The sequence below is a fragment of the Stenotrophomonas sp. CFBP8980 genome (assembly GCF_034046095.1).
Taxonomy (GTDB): domain Bacteria; phylum Pseudomonadota; class Gammaproteobacteria; order Xanthomonadales; family Xanthomonadaceae; genus Stenotrophomonas; species Stenotrophomonas lacuserhaii.
The window spans coordinates 73,299-90,915 of sequence record NZ_JAXCXF010000005.1 but is presented as its reverse complement, the minus strand read 5'-3'; the positions used below and the strand labels follow the sequence as shown (position 1 = coordinate 90,915).

The window sequence follows — 17,617 nt, the reverse complement described above, 5'->3', positions numbered from 1 at the left end:
TCGATGCAGCGTGTACGCATTGCCGAGCGCGCCCAGTGGCGCGCTCGTGCCGAAGAAACCGGCTTCCGCTTCCACACCATCGATGGCCAGCCGTACTGGGATGAAACGGCCTATTACGCCTTCACCCTGCGCCAGATCGAACAGGACATCGAAGACCCCAGCGCCGAGCTGCACCAGATGGCGCTGGCTTTGGTCGATGAGATCGTGGCGTCCGATGCGCTGATGGACAAGCTGGCGATCCCGGCGCATTACCGCGACTGGATCGCCGACAGCTGGCGCCAGCGCCAGCCGCACCTGTACGGCCGCCTTGACTTGGCCTATGACGGCAGCGGCCCGGCCAAGCTGTACGAACTGAACTACGACACCCCGACCTCGCTGTTCGAAGCCAGCTTCTTCCAGTGGCAGTGGCTGGAAGACCAGCGCAATGCCGGTCGCCTGCCGCAGCACGCCGACCAGTTCAACGCCCTGCATGAAGCCCTGGTGGAGCGTTTCGGTGAGCTGGCCGCCAAGCTGCCGCCGCCGCTGTTCTTCAGTGCCGTGGGCAGTTCGCAGGAAGACGTGGGCACGGTGGAATACCTGCGTGACTGCGCCGCGCAGGCCAACCTGCATGGCCAGGGCATCGCCATCGAAGACATCGGACTCTCCGAAGATGGACGCTTCACCGCGCTGGATGACACGGTGATCGGCACGCTGTTCAAGCTGTATCCGCTGGAAGACCTGATGGCCGAGGAATTCGGCCGCGCGCTGCCGGCTTCCGGGGTGCAGCTGCTGGAACCGGCATGGAAGGCGGTGCTGAGCAACAAGGGCATCCTGCCGCTGCTGTGGGAGCGACACCGAGGGCACCCGAACCTGCTGGAATCGCACTTCGACGACGGCCGTACGTTGGGCGCCGGCTGGGTCCGCAAGCCGTTGTTCTCACGCGAAGGCGCCAACATCGAAATGCACCTGGACGATGGCAGCGTGCAGCGCAGTGACGGACCCTACGATGGCCCGGCGATCCTGCAGAAGGCGCATCCGTTGACCCGTTTCGAAGGCGGTTATCCGCTGATCGGCAGCTGGGTGATCGGCGACCACGCCTGTGGCATCGGCATCCGCGAGGATGACAGTGCGATCACCCGTGACAGTGCGCGTTTCGTGCCGCACGCGATCATCGATGAAGCGCCGACGCAGATCTACGTCTGACCCAACGCGGTGACGACCAGCGGTCGTCACTACCGCTTACAGCAGGCCGTCGCGCTTGACCGACAGGTAGCGCTCCACCAGCGCGCCGGGCAGGGCTTCGGCGGTGACATCCAGCACCATCACGCCATGGCTGCGCAGCGCATCATGTGCCTGCGCACGCTGTTCCAGGTACATCGCCGCGGCACCGGCATGGGCGGCATCGGTAATCTCGTCCACCGGTTGCAGCAGGGCCTGGTCCAGCACCTGTTCACGCAGGCTGGCCACGCACACCAGGTGGCGCCGCTGCAGCAGCTTCACCGCCGCCAGCAGGTCCTCGATGTCCTCATCGCGCACGTTGGTCACCAGCATCACCAGCGCGCGCCGCCGCTGCAGCACCGACAGCCGGGTGGCGGCCGCCAGGTAGTCGGTCGCCACTGGCTGCGGCTGCAGGTCATGGCTGGCGCGCAGCAGGTCGTCGATGGTGCCCATGCCACGCTTGGGGGCCACCCAGCGCGGCTCGCCACCAATGGCATGCAGGCCCACGCCGTCGCCCTGCCGCAGCGCCAGGTAGGACAGCACCAGCGCGGCATTCAGTACCTGGTCGAAGTGCGAAAGCCCGCCGTCGCTGGCCATCATCCGGCGGCCGGTATCGAGCATCAGCAGCATCTGCTGGTTCTTCTCGTCCTGGTACTCGCGCGATACCAGCCGGCGCGCGCGCGAGGTGGCTTTCCAGTCGATCTGGCGCAGGCTGTCACCGATGCGGTACTCGCGCATCTGGTGGAAATCGGTACCTTCGCCGCGCCGGCGCTTGAGGTGCGCGCCGACCATGCGCGAGGCCTGTTCGGCACTGAACAAGGCAAAGCGGGTCAGCGGCACGAAGTTCGGGAACACCCGAACATCGAGTGCAGGCGGTACGGTGCGCCGTTGCCTCCACAACCGCCACGGCGATTGCAGGCGCAGCTGCACGCCGTCGAAGCGGAACGCGCCACGCTGCGGCGGCTGCACGTGGTACGCCAGCGTGGTCGCAAAGCCCGCACGCAGGCGCAGCCGTCGCGGCAGGCCTTCGCTGTGCCACCCACCGGGCACCAGATCAAACACCTCCAGCCGCACCGGCTGCTCGGCCTGCAGGCTCAGCTGCACCTCGCGGCGCACGTCCAGCGCCAGCGATTCCGGCATGTGCCGCTGCACGCGTGGCGAGGGTAGCCGGCGCAGCCGCAGCAGGTCGACCAGCCCGACCACCAGCAGGGCCGCCAGCAGCGCCCACCAGCCCCAGCGCGGCAGCCAGCCGGCCAGCACCGCACCACCCACGCCGGCCCAGGCCAGCAGCAGCCACAGCAGGGGCAGGGCAGGCCTCATCGGCGCGGCGCGTCCACCTTGGCCAGCAGGGCCGAGAGCACATCGTCGGCATCCTGGCCTTCGATCTGCAGCTCCGGGGCCAGCGCGATGCGGTGGCGCAGTGCCGGGCGTGCGATATCGCGCACGTCGTCCGGGGTGACGAAATCACGGCCGGACAGCAACGCCTGTGCACGTGCGGCACGCACCAGTGCGATGCTGCCGCGCGGCCCCGCGCCGAGCGCGATGCCCGGCCATTTGCGGGTGGCGGCGACGATGCGCACCGCGTAGTCGATGACTTCGGCATCCACGGTGATCGCGGCCGTGGCCTGCTGCAGCGCGACCACGTCGCCGGCGCTGAGCACGCGCGGCACCCGCTGCAGGTCGAAGTCGCTGGCGCTGCGGCCGGTGGTGACTGCATCGACCATGCGCTTCTCTTCTTCCAGCGCCGGGTAATCGATGATGATCTTCAGCAGGAAGCGGTCCAACTGTGCTTCCGGCAGCGGGTACGTGCCTTCCTGTTCCACCGGATTCTGCGTGGCCAGCGCCATGAACGGCGGGGCCAGCGGGAACGACTTGCCTTCGATGGTGACCTGGCCTTCCTGCATCACTTCCAGCAGCGCCGACTGGGTCTTGGCCGGCGCGCGGTTGATCTCATCGGCCAGCAGCAGGTTGGTGAACACCGGCCCGCGGCGGATCTTGAAGCTCTCGCTTTTGGGGTCGTATACCGCGTGGCCGCTGACATCGCTGGGCATCAGGTCGGGGGTGAACTGCACCCGGCCGTGGTCCAGCTCCAGCGCCTGTGCCAGCGCGCGCACCAGCAGCGTCTTGCCCAGTCCGGGCACGCCTTCGATCAGCACGTGGCCACCGGCCAGCAGCGCGATCAGGATCTGGTCCAGCACCTCCTGTTGGCCGATGAAGGCATGGCCGACCGCTTCGCGGATCGCGTCCACGCGTTCGACCAGGTCACCGGCAACCGGCGAAGGCCCACCCAGCGGTGGCGGGGTCGTAGGGGTGTTTTCCAGTTCGGTCATAGCAGGCGTCTCATCTGCAGCAGGAGGGCAATCCGCTCTTTCAGGGCGGTGAGGTCGTTGGCAGCGGGCGCGGCCAGCGCGGTGTGCACGCGACTGGCCGGCCACTGCAGCAGGGTGGCGATGGCATGTTCCTGGGCGGCACCTTCCAGTGCGGCGGCGATCGGCGCGCGCGCCTGCAGCCGGCGCAGGAACAGCCCGCGTACCGCGGCATGCAGGCGCGGGCCCTGGCGCTGGCGCAGCAGCAGTTCGCCGCTGGCGCGCACGTGTTCCAGCAGCGACCGGCGTTCGGCCAGCGGCGAGGGCAGTTCGCTGCCGAAGCGCTGCGAACGCATCCACAGCCAGCCCAGCAGGGACAGCAACAAGGGCAGCCAGACCGGCCATCCTTCGAACAACATCCGCGCCCACAGCGATGGCGGCCGGCTGGCGTACACCAGCCACATGGTGCCCTTGCCGTAGTTCGGTTGCAGCAGGTAGCGGGTCAGGTCGCGGTGCGGACGGTCGTGCAGGCCATCGACAGCGGCGGTCTGGATTCCCTTCGGGCGCAAAGCGGCCGGCAGGAAGGAGTCGGTGTCCGTCTGCCCCTTCATGAACTCCATGTCCGCCAGCACATCCACCACGCCGCGGCCGTGACCGATGCGGGCAAACACATAGCCGTCTTCGTTGCCCCACTCGCGCTGCACGTTGGCGTAGGCGGCATCGCTGACGTCGAAACGGCGTCCGCTGCAGAACTCCCGGTGGCGGTCCTCGCCTTCCACCTGGAACGGTTGGCAGGCACTGCCGAAGCCCAGGCTGCCCACGCCCAGCGCTTGCAGCAGGGCCGGTTCCTGGCGCTTGTCATCGTCGCCGGTAGGGGGCGTGCGCACCAGCAGGTGGCCGCCGCGCTGGACCCAGGCCAGCAGTGCGGCCACTTCCGGTGCGGGCAGTTCGCCGCTGTCCTGCAGCAGCACCACGGTATCGCCGGCAGCGGGAGACATCGCTGCCATGTCCAGCCGCGCGCGTGCCTGCACCTGCAGGCCATCGGCGCGCAGCGCCTGGCCCAGCACGTACAACGGGTTGTAACTGGCCTCGCCCTGCGGCGGCAGCGTTTCGGTCCTGCTCACCTGCTCATGGGTACGCAGGAACCACACCACCAGCGGCACGCTGACCAACACCGCCAGGCCGATCAACAAAGGCCACAGCACGCGCGCCTTCATGCCGGCCACCGGTACTGCGCCTGCAGGCTGTCAGCCAGTGCCTGGAAGGCATCGCGCGAGGGCAGGCGGTTGCCGTAGGCGGCGTATTGCCACATGCGCACGATGGCACCGAACAGTTCGCGGTCGCGCGCGTCGGGCATGCGGCGCGATGCACGCAGCACCTGCGCTTCGGTGGCGCCCGGCGGCAATACCACGCCGCTGCGGTCGACCACCGTCCCCACGCTGGCGCGGTACAGCAGGGCCAGCGCCTGGCGCGGCAGCCCGCGATCCCACAATTCGCGTGCGCGGGTCGCCACGTCGGGCGGCACCACCTCTGGCAGGGTGATCGAATCTTCGACCAGCGCGCCCGGAGCGGCGGCTTTGCGCCGGCCGGATCCGCGCAGCCACGGCAGCCAGCGCCGCGCGGTCAGCAGCAGGATCAGCAGCAGCACCCCGAGCAGCAGCCACAGTCCCCATTCCATCGCCAGCGCGACCATCTTCGCGGCCGATCCCACCAGCTCTTTGGATTTCCCTGCGTCGGTTTCGCGCTTCAGCCGCTCGCGTTCCTTGCGCTCGGCTTCGTCCTCGGGTTCACGTGTCTTCCACTCCGTGACCTCCCGCGTGGGACTCTGCAGCGGGTCTTCATACGCGCGCTGCACGGCCTGGCGGAAGCCGGCGGTGTCGACCGGTGCATCACCGAAGATGCCGGCCGGGGTGTCGTCGGGGTCGATCGGCGAAAGCGTCTCTTCTTCTGTCTCTTCTTCTTCTTCTTCGGCTGACGCTGCCGCTTCGTCGGCCACGTCCTGTGGGGCGTCCTGCGCGTGCACCGGGGCGTAGGTCCCCGGCAGCGCGAACAGCAGCACCAGCAGCAGCAACGGCGCGGCCTGCTGCAGGCGCTCGCGCAGGCGGCGGAAGCTGATTTCCACGTCCCACGCTTCCATCTGCGTGCGGCGGTTGAGATACAGGCCGAAGCCCGCCCCGACATGCAACGGCCCGATCACGCTGGCGACCAGCCAGAACACGCCATTCAATCCAAGTTTCGCCCAGGCCGGGGTGTCCTGCCGCACCAGTTCCCACGCCGCGCGCCAGGAATCGCTCAACAGTTCCACCGGCACGAACAGGAAGATCGCCGACAGCGCGCCGATCACCAGCACCGCTTCGAAGCCGAGGCACAGCAGCGTGAGCAGCATCGACGGACCGGCCGCCGCGCTCAGCACCGCGCGCCGGCGCAGGCTGCGCAACGGCGCGTCGGCGCCTTCCAGCAGGTTCACCGGCAGGCACACGTTGCGTACCGGGCTGAAGCGCCGCCAGCCGAGGTAACCCCAGAACCCACTGACGCCCCAGCCGCGCTGCGCGCGCAACGCCTGCCACGCGGTCACCGGTTCGCCGAAAACATCGCGTGAGAGCACATACAGCACCACGCGATCAAACGCCGGCTTGCACCACCACAACAGCAGCCACGCCCAGCCAAAGGCATCGCCGTGCCACCACGCCAGTGCATTGAACAGCACGAACAGCGGCGCACTGGCCAGCAACCATGCGCCCCACGCCGCCCGCGGTTGGCGGCGTACCAGCGCCATGCCCAGTTCCATCGCCTCCCAACTGCTGCGTGCGCGCAGCGCTACGTTGAGCTGGTCAATCCGCATGCGCACCCCCGCGGCCACCGCGCCACAGCCACAGCAGTACCAGCGTCCACAGGACTGCGGCGACGCTGTACTTGCCCCACGCCGGAACGCTGGCGATGGAGGACCAGAATGCTTCGATGAAGGCGGCCACCAGCAGCATCGCGGCGATGCCCAAGCACAGCCGTGCGCCGATCCGTCCGCCTTCCACCAGTGCATCCAGACGGCGCCTGCGCCCGGGCGCCACCAGCCGCAGGCCCAGCTGCAGGCCGGCGCCGCCGGCGATCACGATCGCGGTGAGTTCGAAGGCACCATGGCCCACCACGAAACGCCAGAACGGATCGCCGTGGCCGACGTGCTGCAGGTGCCCGGCCACCGCGCCGATGGTGATGCCGTTGAACAGCAGCACCAGCACCGTGCCGACACCGGCCAGCAGGCCGCTGGCGAAGGTGCGCAGGCCGATGCTGATGTTGTTCATGATGTAGTAGCCGAACATCATCCAGTCGGTGCCGCTGTCGCGGCCCAGGTTGGGTGAAGACGGGTCGTACATGCGTTCCACCTGCGCCAGGCGTGCGTTGTCCATCAACAGGTGGACCAGCTCCGGCCGCAGCTGCACGGCCACGAAGCTGCCCACCAGCGGTACCGCGAACAAGGCCAGCGCCACCCACATCACCGTGGCCTGGCTGCGCACCAGCTGCGGGAAATCGGCGAGCAGGAACTCCAGCACCCCGCGCCAGCGGAACGCGGGCGTGCGGTACAGCAGCGTGTGGCCGCGCTGCATCAACTGCTGCAGGTGTTCCACCAGCTGCGGGCTGTAGCCGCGCTGGCGGGCCAGCGCCAGCTGCTGGCACAGGCGCCGGTAGCGCTGCGGGAACTCCGCATCGGCCGGCAACGCTGGATCCAACGGTGCACGCGCGCGGCGACGACGGCCCAGGTGCGCACGCTGCTCCAGCCAGGCTTCCAGGGCCTGCCATTCGGGTTGGTAACGGCTGACGAACTGTTCCTGCTTCATCGCCGTCCCAGCAACCAGTGGGCCATGGCATACAGGCGCAGCACGCCGACCTGCCCGTTGGCCTGGGTCAGGGGGCTGGCGATGGCTGCCAGTTCCTGCTGGCGGGCCGGTGTCAGCAGTGGCGCGCGTTCGGCAAAGGCGATCACTGCCGATTGTTCCAGCGGTTGCAGCGGAACCGGGGGCGGCAGCGCGCTGTCGATGGTGGCGGCCGGCGCCCGGATGCGCGCATCGCCATGCACCACCAGGGTGCCGGCGACCAGATCGCCCAGCCGCCGTCCATTCGCATCGAACAGGCTGCTGAGCAGGCCCAGCGCGTAGCCGAACGGCAGCATGTCCACGGTGCGCAGCAGGTTGCGCGTGACTGATCCGCTCCAGCCCACCGGTGCCCCATCGCGGGCGATCACCCGCAGGCCCATCGCCCGCTTGCCCAGGGTCTGGCCCCAGATCGCTTCCAACACGATGGTGTAGGCCCAGTAGAGCAGGAACATCAACGCCAGGTGCAGCCCGCGCCCGAACTCGTCCAGCAGTGCCAGCGGGAAGGCGAGCACGATCAGCACCGCCGCGCGGATCGCGAAATCAATCAGCCAGGCCAGCGCCCGCGGTAGTGGGCCGGCGGCACGCAGCTGCAACGGCACGCCTTCCGGCGTGACCACTTCGCGGTAGGTATCCAGCATCGGCGTTGCGGTCATCTGTGCCGGATTCCTCTCCGGCAGGCGGCCACGGGCATGTGAGTCTCGACGTCATCCTGGGTCGGAGTCTGACTTTAGCAGGTTGTCGCGTTCACCGAGCCCACTGAAGTCGGCTCTACCGCAGCTGGGCCTCAGCCCAGGTACTTGTCCTTCAGCCGCACGTAGTGGTCGGCCGAATAGTGCAGCGCTTCGATCTCGCTGTCCTTCAGCATGCGCGCCGGGCGGGCCGGGTTGCCTACCCACAGTTCGCCTTCACCGACCACCTTGCCCGGACCCACCACCGCGCCGGCGCCGACGAAGCCGTGCTTCTCCACCCGCGCCCCATCGAGGATGCAGGCGCCCATGCCGATCAGGCTGTAGTCGCCGATGCTGCAGGCATGGATGATGCAGCCGTGGCCGACGGTCACCCCTTCGCCGATCAGCGTGGGATAGCCGGCCTTGTTGAACGGGCTGTGGTGGCTGACATGGATGATGGTGCCGTCCTGCACGTTGGTGCGTGCACCGATGCGCACGAAGTTGACGTCACCACGGATCACCGTGCCCGGCCACACCGAAGCATCCTCGCCTATTTCCACATCGCCGATGATCGTGCAGGCGGGATCCACGTAGGCACGCGCGCCGAGTACCGGCATCTTGTCGCGGAAGGGGCGTAGCGGGTTCATCGGGTTCTCCGGTACAGCGCCGAGCCCTGCCCGGCAGAAAAGGTAGCGCCGAGCCATGCTCGGCCATAAGGGTAGCGCCGAGCCATGCTCGGCGAGCGCAGCGGCGGCCTTACGCCACGCGCCCGCGGCGCGAACGCTCCAGGTGCACCAGCAGCAGCGAAATCGCCGCCGGGGTCATGCCGGGGATGCGCTGGGCCTGGCCGATGGTCTGCGGCCGCACGCGTTCGAGTTTCTGCAGCGCTTCGGCCGACAACCCACGCACGATCGCGTAATCGAAGCCCTCGGTGATCGGGGTGGATTCATGCCGCTGCTGGCGCTCGATCTCATCGCGCTGGCGGTCCAGGTAACCGGCGTACTTGACGCCGATCTCCACCTGTTCGGCCACTTTGGCATCGTCCACGCCCGGGCCCAGCGACGGCACCTGCATCAGCTTGGCGTAGTCCAGCTCCGGGCGCTTGATCAGGTCCAGCACGTTGGTTTCCCGGCTCACCGCCACGCCCAGCACCTGTTCCACTTCGCGGCCCAGGGCATTGCCCGGCGTTGCCCAGAGCGCACGCAGCCGCGCACTTTCGGCACCCACTGCGGCCTGCTTGGTCTCGAACGCCGCCCAGCGGCGGTCGTCCACCAGGCCCATCTGCCGGCCGACCGGGGTCAGGCGCTGGTCGGCGTTGTCTTCGCGCAGCTGCAGCCGGTATTCGGCGCGGCTGGTGAACATGCGGTACGGCTCGGTGGTGCCGTGGGTGATCAGGTCATCCACCAGCACGCCGAGGTACGCTTCATCGCGGCGCGGGCACCAGCCGTCCAGCCCACGCACCTGGCGGGCGGCATTCAGCCCGGCCAGCAGGCCCTGCGCGGCGGCTTCTTCATAGCCGGTGGTGCCGTTGATCTGGCCGGCGAAGAACAGCCCGCCCACGGTCTTGGTTTCCAGCGATGCCTTCAGCCCACGCGGATCGAAGTAGTCGTATTCGATGGCGTAGCCGGGGCGGGTGATATGCGCGTTCTCGAAGCCGCGGATGCTGCGCACCATCGACAGCTGCACATCGAACGGCAGCGAGGTGGAAATACCGTTGGGGTAGATCTCCACGATGCCCAGGCCTTCGGGTTCGACGAAGATCTGGTGGCTTTCCTTTTCGGCGAAGCGCACCACCTTGTCCTCGATGGACGGACAGTAACGCGGGCCGATGCCTTCGATCTGGCCGCTGTACAGCGGCGAGCGATGCAGGGACTCGCGGATGATGTCGTGGGTGCGCGCGCTGGTATGGGTGATCCAGCAACTGACCTGCGGCGGATGCTCATCCACCGAACCGAGGAAGGACATCACCGGCCGCGGATCGTCGCCGGGCTGCTCGTCCATCACGCTGTAATCCAGCGAACGGCCATCGATGCGCGGCGGCGTGCCGGTCTTCAGCCGGTCCACCTGGAACGGGCGTTCGCGCAGGCGCGCGGCCAGCGTGGTGGCCGGCGGATCGCCCATGCGGCCGGCGGCGTACTGGGTGGGCCCGACGTGGATCTTGCCGGCCAGGAAGGTGCCGGCAGTCAGCACAACCGCTGCCGCATCGAAGCGCAGGCCGGTCTGGGTGAGCACGCCACGCACTTGGTCGCCCTCGATGACCAGGTCATCCACGGCGGCCTGGAACACGGTCAGGTTCGGCTGCGCTTCCACGATGGCGCGGATCGCCATGCGGTACAGGTTGCGGTCGGCCTGGCAGCGGGTAGCGCGCACCGCCGGTCCCTTGGACGCGTTCAACGTGCGCCACTGGATGCCGGCGCGGTCGGCGGCATGCGCCATCGCCCCGCCCAGTGCATCGATTTCCTTGACCAGGTGGCCCTTGCCGATGCCGCCGATCGCCGGGTTGCAGCTCATCGCGCCCACGGTTTCGATGTTGTGGGTGAGCAGCAGGGTGCGCGCGCCACCGCGTGCCGCGGCGAGGGCCGCTTCGGTGCCGGCGTGGCCGCCGCCGATCACGATGACGTCGTAGCGATGGAAGGAGTCGGTCATGGGGAACGCAGGGGGTGGCCGCAGCCATCGGTTGGGCAGGCGCAGGCGCCTTGGAGGGTGGCGATTTTAACGCCAATCGTGGCCGGGGTCAGACTCCGTTCGCCCCGCTGGACAGAAATCCGGGCAGATTTCGTGAATCGACCCTAAAGTTGGCATGGAACCTGCAGATATATCCTTAGCACCCAGCGTGATCGGCGCCATTGGCGCTATGGACCGGAATTGGAACAGGGGCTGGTCCAGATGCACATTGGGGAAGCGTAGGGCCGGCAGTCGGGGGACTGTCCGGCCCTGTTTTTTTCCGGAACACCAGAGCAAGGCCGTTCCACCTGCAACAGACGCTGAAACAACAAGGCCCCGCTTGCGCGGGGCCTTGTCTTTTTAGGTGCCGACATCCGACAGGGCCGGAACAGGGGGGATCCAGATGTTCCTGGCGGATATCGACGTAGATCGTATGACCGGCTGCGTCGACTTTGTCACTTTTGGACGCGGCGGGTCAATCCGGGCCTACTTTGAACCTTCCCGGCGGAAGGTTCAATAGGCGATCACCGCTCCTGCTGTCGTTCTGTGGCGCGGTTCAAATTTCGCCACGGCGAACCACTGGGACGCGGTGCCGACGCCGGGCGTGGCGGCGGTGACGGACGTACCTGCTGCGGCTGTGGACGGCTCATGCCCTGGCCCTGCGGCGGACGCGACGGACGGGTGTTGGAATCCAGGTTGCGCCACGGCGAGCCGCCGTTGTTGCCCGGCGGGCGGGTGTTCGGCGGACGCGGACGGTCCGGCGGACGATTGCCCGGCGGACGGTGGCCATGATGCGGCGGACGATAATTCGGGTAGGGACGATAGACCGGGTAACCATAGCCATAGCCGCCACCGTAATAGCCACCACCGTAGTAGCCGCTGCCGTAACCATAGGGGCTGCTGCCGTAGCCGTAGGGATAACCCGCCGGGTAGCGGTACTGCGTGGACGGGGCGCCATGGTAATACCCACTGCCGCCGCCACCACCGCCACTGCCGACATAGTCATACGTGGCGCAGCCGGACAAGGCCAGCAACAGGCCTCCGGCAACGATCAAGCGCATCTTCATGGTACGGCCCCCCAAGGGTAAGGTCTCCAGCTTAGCCTTTCGCATTGAATCGCCGCTAAATTCGCCCGCCCAAGCATGAATGGTTGGCAATCGGCCCGAGGGGGCCCGCGGTAGGCGCTGCGAGCGGGTGGGGGCATACGTTAATCTTTGCAGATGAACGAGGCGCCACCACCCCCCGCCCATGCCGTACTTGAAGCCGCCGCGCGGATCGCGCCGCATGCGGCCGTGACGCCCGTGCTGCGCTCGCAGACGCTCGACGCGCTGGCCGGCGCGCAGCTGGCGTTCAAGGCCGAACACCTGCAGCGCAGCGGCGCGTTCAAGTTCCGCGGTGCCTGCAATGCGGTGTGGTCGTTGCCTGCCGAGCAGGCGCCGGCTGGGGTGGTCACCCATTCGTCCGGCAACCACGGTGCCGCGCTGGCGCTGGCCGCGGTCACCCGCGGCATTGCCTGCCACGTGGTGGTGCCCGAAGGGGCGGTGGCCGCCAAGCTGGCCAACATCGCCCGCCACGGCGCCACGCTGTGGCAGTGCGCGCCGACCATCGCCGCACGCGAAGCGATGTGCGCCCAGGTCCAGGCCGATACAGGCGCCACGCTGGTTCACCCGTATACCGACGCGGCGGTGATTGCCGGGCAGGGGACTGCCGCACTGGAACTGCTGCAGGCCGAAGGGCCCTTTGACGTGCTGGTGGTACCGGTAGGCGGCGGTGGACTCGCCGCAGGCACGGCACTGGCGCTGCAGCAGGTGTCCCCGCAGACCCGGCTGGTACTGGCCGAACCGGCCGGCGCTGCCGACACCGCGCGCTCGTTGCAGGCCGGTGAGCGTCGCATCGACTTCGTGCCCGATACGGTCTGCGATGGGCTGCGTGGCACGCTCGGGGCACCCAACTTCCAGGTGCTGCAGGCGGCGGGCGCAGAGGTGATCGTGGTCGACGATGCCGCCATCGTGGCCGCCATGCGCCTGCTGTGGCAGGTGCTCAAGCAGACCGTGGAACCGTCCTCGGCGATTGCCCTGGCGGCGGTACTGGCGCAGCCGCAACGATTCGCGGGCCTGCGCGTGGGGCTGGTGCTGTCCGGCGGCAACGTGGACATCGATGCCTTGCCTTGGGCGGCCGCATGAGCCGCCACCGTGTCGGCCTGATGGGCTGGATGTGGCGCCTGTTCGTGCTGGTGGTGGTGTGGCTGCTGGGCGTGACCGGCTGGATCATGTGGATCGGCGAACGCGACCAGGCGGCCAAGGCCGATGCGATCATCGTGCTCGGTGCCGCCGCTTATGATGCCAAGCCGTCGCCGGTGTTCCAGGAGCGCATCCGCCACGGGCTTGACCTGTACGAAGCCGGCTATGCGCCGCTGCTGATTTTCACCGGCGGCTATGGCGGCAGTGGTGCGCGCTTTTCCGAATCGCAGGTGGCGCGGCGCTACGCGCTGAAGCAGGGCGTACCGGCGAAGGCGATCCTGATCGAAACGCAGTCACGCAACACCGTACAGAACCTGGTGGAAGCGAAGCGGCTGATGGACCAGCGCGGGCTGCACCGGGTGATCATTGTCAGCGATCCGCTGCACATGGCACGCGCGCTGCGGCTGAGCCAAGCGATGGGCATCGATGCGCTGGCCTCGTCCACGCCGAGCACGCGCTTCCGCAGCTTCCACACCAGCTGGCGCTTCCTGGCGCAGGAAATCTATTACTTCCACCGCGACCTGTTCGTGCAGGCCACGCGGTAGCCCGCCGTGGTAGCGCCGAGCCATGCTCGGCGAGCGCGCAGCGCGGGCTGTATCAGAGGTGGCGCGCGGTTCGGACGACGAGCCGCCGAGCATGGCTCGGCGCTACCGCGAGCGCGGAGCGCGGCCGGTATCAGCCGGCGCATTGTCCGGACGAAGAGCCGCCGAGCATGGCTCGGCGCTACCGCGAGCGCGCAGCGCGGCGGTTTCAGCCCGGGCGGCGGCGGATCGGGATCGCCGACACCGGCACCGCCGCGATGTCCTGGCCCTGTTCGCGGATCGGCGCGCCGGCCTGTGGCGCCCATGCGTGGGCATAGATGACATCCCAACTGCTGGGCAGCTTGCCGTCGGCGCGCCGCATCGGCTCATACGCCGCTGCCGCCGCCTTGAAACGCCCCGGCCCGGTCAGTGCGCGCCGCCGATCAAGCCGCGCGTTGGTCGCGCCCAGCGCGCGCAATTCGGCCATCAGCGCGGGCAGGTCGTCGTAGGTCAGGGTGAACAGATCGCGGTCCAGCACCGGGTCGCGGAAGCCGGCCATCATCAACGCATCGCCGAACTGGGCGATGGGCGCGAAGCGGCTCACGTGCGGTTGCTCGTCGGCGGCGTGGAAGGCCTCGGCCAGTTCGATCAGGGTCTCCGGCCCATAGGTGGAACACAGCAGCAGCCCGCCGGGCTTGAGCACGCGGCGGAAGCCGGCGAACACCGCCGGCAGGTCATCCACGTACTGCAGGCAAAGATTGCTGAAGATCACATCCACGCTGTTGTCGGCCAGCGGCAGCGCGGTGGCACTGGCGCACACGCGCTGGAACGGCTTCCACCAGCCGGCCTGGCGCTTGGCCTGGGCGAGCATCGGTTCGGCCACGTCCAGCGCGATTACCTGCGCTTTCGGCCAGCGCTTCTTCATCAGCGCACTGGCATGTCCGGTGCCTGCACCCACGTCCAGCACCACCTCCGGCACGCGGGCTTCCAGGTACTCCAGCGATTCCATCAGGCGCTGCTGCACCTCGCGCTGCAGCGCGGCGGCCGCATCGTAGGTGGCGGCGGCGCGGGAAAACGCGCGGCGCACGTGGCGGGGATCGGGACGGGGATCGGTACGCTGGTTCATGCGGGTCTCGGTGGAGCAGGGTGCGGCGTCAGAACGTGCCGGGGTAGGCGCCGCCGTCGATGAGCAGGTTCTGTCCGGTCAGGTAGCCGGCCTGTGCACTGCACAGGAACGCGCAGGCCGCACCGAACTCATCGGGCTGACCGAAACGCCCGGCGGGAATGTGGCGGCGTTTCTGCTCGGCGATGGCCTCCGCATCGGCATCCTGCTGCTTGGCCATGAAGGCAAAGTTGCCGCGCAGGCGGTCGGTGTCGAACTGTCCCGGCAGCAGGTTGTTGACGGTGACATTGGCCGACACCGTGCGCCGGGCCAGCCCGGCGACGAAGCCGGTCAGCCCGGAACGCGCACCGTTCGACAAGGCCAGGATGTCGATCGGCGCCTTCACCGACGAAGAGGTGATGTTGACGATGCGGCCGAAAGCGCGCGCGATCATGCCATCCACCGTGGCGCGGATCAGGGCGATCGGCGCGAGCATGTTCGCATCCAGTGCGGCGATCCAGTCATCGCGCTCGAACTGGCGGAAGTCCCCGGCCGGCGGGCCGCCGGCGTTGGTGACCAGGATGTCCACCTGCGGGCAGGCAGCCAGTGCCGTGGCACGGCCGGCATCGGTGGTGACATCGGCAGCCACCGCGACCACCTGGCCGGCACCGGACAGGGCGCGCAGGGCGTCGGCCGCCTGCTGCAGGGCCTGCTCGCCGCGGGCGACGATGACCACGTTCACACCCTCGGCCGCCAGCGCACGCGCGCAGCCCAGGCCGAGGCCCTTGCTTGCGCCACACACCAAGGCCCAGCGGCCTGCGATTCCAAGATCCATGTCAGTCCACCTTCTGTTGCGGACAGCGGTTGGCCGTCAGTGCTGCATTGTCGGTTGACGGCCAGCGGCCGTCACTACCTGGGCCATGATGAAGTGTTGCAGCTGCGCGGCAACCTCGTCGGCCTGGCCGAGGAACGGCGCATGGCCCCCATGGGCGATGGTCTGCGCCTTCGCTGCACCGGCCGGGCACAACGCTGCGGCGGCATGCGCTGCGGCCGGTGGCACCAGTCGGTCGCGGTGGCCGGGCAACCACAGACTGGGCGTGCGCAGCGACGGCAACACACCGCGCAGGTCGGCCGACTGCAGCAGCCGCGCGCCTTGTTCCAGCACGCGCGGGGCCGGTGCGCCGGCCTCCACCACGCGCTGGCGCAGGCCACGCAGGTCGGCGCGTGCCGGGTCTATGTTCATCAGGTCCAGTGCGAGAAAGCGATCCACGGTGGCCGGGAAATCATCGGCCAGGTCACTCGCGAACTGCGCGAACACCGGTGCCGGCACCGCATGCGGCCAGCTGTCCTCACGCACGAAGCGTGGCGAGGAGGCCAGCATCACCAGCCCCTGCACCTGCGGCCGGGTCGCGGCGGCGTGCAGCGCGAACAGGCCGCCCAGCGACCACCCGCACCACACCGCCGGCGGCGTGGACGCGGCAATGGCAGCCACCACGGATTCGCATTCCAGCGGGGTGGCATCGTCGCGGCTGCGGCCATGCCCGGGCAGGTCCACCACGTGCAGGGTGAACTGACCGGAAAGGCGTTCCACCAGCGGCGCGAAGACCTCGCCCTGCAGGGCCCAGCCATGGATCAGGACCAACGCCGGGCCGCTGCCGCTGACGGCGATATGCATGCGCGGGGTCAGGCCAGCGCGGCGGCGGGCAGCAGCGTGCCGGCGTGCAGGCCATCGCGTGCGCGCGCAATCGCATCCACCAGGGCCTGAACCTGCGCAGGCACGTGCAACGCGGACAGGCTGACGCGCACACGCGCGGCGCCATCGCCGGTAAGGCTGGCCGGCACCGTGCCGACCCACATGCCGGCCTGCTGCAGGTTCTGCGCCAGCGCGATGGCCTGCTGATCGGTGGCGAAGGACAACGACTGGATCGGGGTTTCGGCAGCCATCAGGCCCAGCCCGTGGCCGCGCGCGGCGCTGCGGAACACGCCCACCAGCTCCACCAGTTTCTCGCGACGCCAGTCATCGCGGCGCGCCAGCCGCATTGCCTCCAGCGATGCAGCAGTCAATGCGGGCGAAAGGGCGGGGGAATACAGATAGGGCCGCGCGGTGGCGGCCAGATGCGCCAGCAGCGCGGCGTCACCGACCACCAGCGCGCCGGAGCCACCGAGTGCGGCATCCAGCGCGAACACCTGCAGCGGGACATCGGCGGTGCCCAGCCCGGCGGCCAACACGCTGCCACGGCCGCCCTCGCCGAGCACGCCGATGCCATGCGTATCGTCCACGCACAGCAACGCCTCCTGCATGCGCGCAACCAGCGTCAACGAGCGCAGCGGCGCACTATCGCCATCGATGCAGAACACCGCATCGGTGGCCAGCATCGCCGCGCCCTCGGCGGCATGCTTGAGCTGGCGCATCGCGCCTTCGGCATCCAGGTGCGGGTAGCGGCGCAGGCGCGCACCGGCCAGTGCGGTGGCATCGAGCAGGCTGGGATGGTTGAGCTGGTCCTGCGCGCAGACGTCACCGTCTTCGCACAGCAGCACCTGCTGCACGGCCAGGTTGGCCAAGTAGGCACTGCTGAACAACAGGGCACGCGGATGGCCCAGCCACTCAGCGGCTTCGATTTCCAGCGCCTGGTGCAGCGCATGGCGGCCACCAGCGGACGGTGTGGCACCGCCATTGACACCTTCGCGCGCGACGGCATCCTGCAGCGCATTGACCACGCCGAACTGCTGCGCCAGGCCGAGGTAATCGCTGCCGCGGAAGCTGGTCAGCGCATGGCCATCGACATCGACGCGCACGCCATCACGACGGCCCACGGCCTGCACCGGCGCGCCCGAACGCAGGCTATCCGCGCTGGCGCGCAGGGTCTGGATTCGCTCGAACAGATCAGGACGGGCCATCGGGGGGCACTACAGATGAACGGGCCGATAGCGTAACAAACCCACCGCCAACGGGTCCGTGAGCCGACCCCACCGCCGGTCGGTAGTGACGACCGCTGGTCGTCAATGCATCCGGGTAGTGACGGCCGCTGGCCGTCAGCCCAGTCCGGTAGTGA

General features: G+C 68.7%; 16 protein-coding genes. 3 read left to right on the top strand and 13 right to left on the bottom strand.

The window, feature by feature from the left end:
- The first annotated feature begins 3 nt into the window (after positions 1-3).
- A complete protein-coding gene (locus tag SOM47_RS12170) occupies positions 4-1,182 on the top strand; it encodes a glutathionylspermidine synthase family protein (RefSeq protein WP_320505723.1) in 1,179 nt (392 codons plus the stop codon).
- Between the two features lie 36 nt (positions 1,183-1,218).
- Here SOM47_RS12170 and SOM47_RS12165 read toward each other — a convergent pair whose 3' ends face one another.
- From SOM47_RS12165 to SOM47_RS12125, 9 genes are all read right to left on the bottom strand, one after another.
- Positions 1,219-2,517 carry a DUF58 domain-containing protein gene (locus SOM47_RS12165; RefSeq protein WP_320505722.1) on the bottom strand — a complete coding sequence of 433 codons (1,299 nt, stop codon included), beginning with the start codon at positions 2,515-2,517 and terminating at the stop codon, positions 1,219-1,221.
- Positions 2,514-3,527 carry an AAA family ATPase gene (locus SOM47_RS12160; RefSeq protein WP_249404504.1) on the bottom strand — a complete coding sequence of 338 codons (1,014 nt, stop codon included), beginning with the start codon at positions 3,525-3,527 and terminating at the stop codon, positions 2,514-2,516. The genes SOM47_RS12165 and SOM47_RS12160 overlap by 4 nt, the downstream gene beginning before the upstream one ends.
- Positions 3,524-4,720 carry a DUF4350 domain-containing protein gene (locus tag SOM47_RS12155; protein ID WP_320505721.1) on the bottom strand — a complete coding sequence of 399 codons (1,197 nt, stop codon included), beginning with the start codon at positions 4,718-4,720 and terminating at the stop codon, positions 3,524-3,526. The genes SOM47_RS12160 and SOM47_RS12155 overlap by 4 nt, the downstream gene beginning before the upstream one ends.
- A complete protein-coding gene (locus tag SOM47_RS12150; protein WP_320505720.1) occupies positions 4,717-6,345 on the bottom strand; it encodes a DUF4129 domain-containing protein in 1,629 nt (542 codons plus the stop codon). Before SOM47_RS12150 ends, SOM47_RS12155 begins: the two co-directional genes overlap by 4 nt.
- Positions 6,335-7,333, bottom strand: a complete 999-nt coding sequence (locus SOM47_RS12145; RefSeq protein WP_320505719.1) for a stage II sporulation protein M — start codon at positions 7,331-7,333, stop codon at positions 6,335-6,337. The genes SOM47_RS12150 and SOM47_RS12145 overlap by 11 nt, the downstream gene beginning before the upstream one ends.
- Positions 7,330-8,022, bottom strand: coding sequence for an RDD family protein (locus SOM47_RS12140; RefSeq protein ID WP_320505718.1), 693 nt, complete (start codon positions 8,020-8,022; stop codon positions 7,330-7,332). Before SOM47_RS12140 ends, SOM47_RS12145 begins: the two co-directional genes overlap by 4 nt.
- 131 nt (positions 8,023-8,153) lie before the next feature.
- A complete protein-coding gene (locus SOM47_RS12135) occupies positions 8,154-8,684 on the bottom strand; it encodes a gamma carbonic anhydrase family protein (RefSeq protein ID WP_320505717.1) in 531 nt (176 codons plus the stop codon).
- Between the two features lie 109 nt (positions 8,685-8,793).
- A complete protein-coding gene (mnmG, locus tag SOM47_RS12130; protein WP_320505716.1) occupies positions 8,794-10,683 on the bottom strand; it encodes a tRNA uridine-5-carboxymethylaminomethyl(34) synthesis enzyme MnmG in 1,890 nt (629 codons plus the stop codon).
- Positions 10,684-11,225: 542 nt separating this feature from the next.
- The gene (locus tag SOM47_RS12125) at positions 11,226-11,768 is read right to left on the bottom strand and encodes a hypothetical protein (protein ID WP_192085071.1); all 543 of its coding nucleotides are present in this window, start codon (positions 11,766-11,768) and stop codon (positions 11,226-11,228) included.
- Between the two features lie 153 nt (positions 11,769-11,921).
- Here SOM47_RS12125 and SOM47_RS12120 point away from each other — a divergent pair, with 153 nt between their 5' ends.
- Together SOM47_RS12120 and SOM47_RS12115 are read left to right on the top strand one after the other, a co-directional pair.
- The gene (locus SOM47_RS12120; protein ID WP_320505715.1) at positions 11,922-12,884 is read left to right on the top strand and encodes a pyridoxal-phosphate dependent enzyme; all 963 of its coding nucleotides are present in this window, start codon (positions 11,922-11,924) and stop codon (positions 12,882-12,884) included.
- Positions 12,881-13,486, top strand: coding sequence for a YdcF family protein (locus SOM47_RS12115; RefSeq protein ID WP_042613218.1), 606 nt, complete (start codon positions 12,881-12,883; stop codon positions 13,484-13,486). The genes SOM47_RS12120 and SOM47_RS12115 overlap by 4 nt, the downstream gene beginning before the upstream one ends.
- A gap of 205 nt (positions 13,487-13,691) precedes the next feature.
- On the opposite strand, the gene bioC is transcribed toward SOM47_RS12115, so the two are convergent.
- From bioC to SOM47_RS12095, 4 genes are read right to left on the bottom strand one after another with little or no spacing between them, the layout of a single operon-like run.
- Complete coding sequence (gene bioC, locus SOM47_RS12110; protein WP_042613219.1) at positions 13,692-14,588, bottom strand: malonyl-ACP O-methyltransferase BioC; 897 nt, start codon at positions 14,586-14,588, stop codon at positions 13,692-13,694.
- Positions 14,589-14,616: 28 nt separating this feature from the next.
- Positions 14,617-15,399: an SDR family oxidoreductase gene (locus tag SOM47_RS12105; protein WP_320505714.1), complete on the bottom strand. Its 783-nt coding sequence runs from the start codon at positions 15,397-15,399 to the stop codon at positions 14,617-14,619.
- A 36-nt stretch (positions 15,400-15,435) separates the two neighbouring features.
- Complete coding sequence (bioH, locus tag SOM47_RS12100) at positions 15,436-16,239, bottom strand: pimeloyl-ACP methyl ester esterase BioH (protein ID WP_320505713.1); 804 nt, start codon at positions 16,237-16,239, stop codon at positions 15,436-15,438.
- Between the two features lie 8 nt (positions 16,240-16,247).
- A complete protein-coding gene (locus SOM47_RS12095; protein ID WP_320505712.1) occupies positions 16,248-17,462 on the bottom strand; it encodes an aminotransferase class I/II-fold pyridoxal phosphate-dependent enzyme in 1,215 nt (404 codons plus the stop codon).
- Between the last annotated feature and the right edge of the window lie 155 nt (positions 17,463-17,617).

Excerpts from the sequence above, each read along its gene's own strand:
- SOM47_RS12170 (WP_320505723.1), top strand. The coding sequence starts at position 4 with ATGCAGCGTGTACGCATTGCCGAGCGCGCCCAGTGGCGCGCTCGTGCC.
- SOM47_RS12165 (WP_320505722.1), bottom strand. The coding sequence starts at position 2,517 with ATGAGGCCTGCCCTGCCCCTGCTGTGGCTGCTGCTGGCCTGGGCCGGC.
- SOM47_RS12160 (WP_249404504.1), bottom strand. The coding sequence starts at position 3,527 with ATGACCGAACTGGAAAACACCCCTACGACCCCGCCACCGCTGGGTGGG.
- SOM47_RS12155 (WP_320505721.1), bottom strand. The coding sequence starts at position 4,720 with ATGAAGGCGCGCGTGCTGTGGCCTTTGTTGATCGGCCTGGCGGTGTTG.
- SOM47_RS12150 (WP_320505720.1), bottom strand. The coding sequence starts at position 6,345 with ATGCGGATTGACCAGCTCAACGTAGCGCTGCGCGCACGCAGCAGTTGG.
- SOM47_RS12145 (WP_320505719.1), bottom strand. The coding sequence starts at position 7,333 with ATGAAGCAGGAACAGTTCGTCAGCCGTTACCAACCCGAATGGCAGGCC.
- SOM47_RS12140 (WP_320505718.1), bottom strand. The coding sequence starts at position 8,022 with ATGACCGCAACGCCGATGCTGGATACCTACCGCGAAGTGGTCACGCCG.
- SOM47_RS12135 (WP_320505717.1), bottom strand. The coding sequence starts at position 8,684 with ATGAACCCGCTACGCCCCTTCCGCGACAAGATGCCGGTACTCGGCGCG.
- mnmG (WP_320505716.1), bottom strand. The coding sequence starts at position 10,683 with ATGACCGACTCCTTCCATCGCTACGACGTCATCGTGATCGGCGGCGGC.
- SOM47_RS12125 (WP_192085071.1), bottom strand. The coding sequence starts at position 11,768 with ATGAAGATGCGCTTGATCGTTGCCGGAGGCCTGTTGCTGGCCTTGTCC.
- SOM47_RS12120 (WP_320505715.1), top strand. The coding sequence starts at position 11,922 with ATGAACGAGGCGCCACCACCCCCCGCCCATGCCGTACTTGAAGCCGCC.
- SOM47_RS12115 (WP_042613218.1), top strand. The coding sequence starts at position 12,881 with ATGAGCCGCCACCGTGTCGGCCTGATGGGCTGGATGTGGCGCCTGTTC.
- bioC (WP_042613219.1), bottom strand. The coding sequence starts at position 14,588 with ATGAACCAGCGTACCGATCCCCGTCCCGATCCCCGCCACGTGCGCCGC.
- SOM47_RS12105 (WP_320505714.1), bottom strand. The coding sequence starts at position 15,399 with ATGGATCTTGGAATCGCAGGCCGCTGGGCCTTGGTGTGTGGCGCAAGC.
- bioH (WP_320505713.1), bottom strand. The coding sequence starts at position 16,239 with ATGCATATCGCCGTCAGCGGCAGCGGCCCGGCGTTGGTCCTGATCCAT.
- SOM47_RS12095 (WP_320505712.1), bottom strand. The coding sequence starts at position 17,462 with ATGGCCCGTCCTGATCTGTTCGAGCGAATCCAGACCCTGCGCGCCAGC.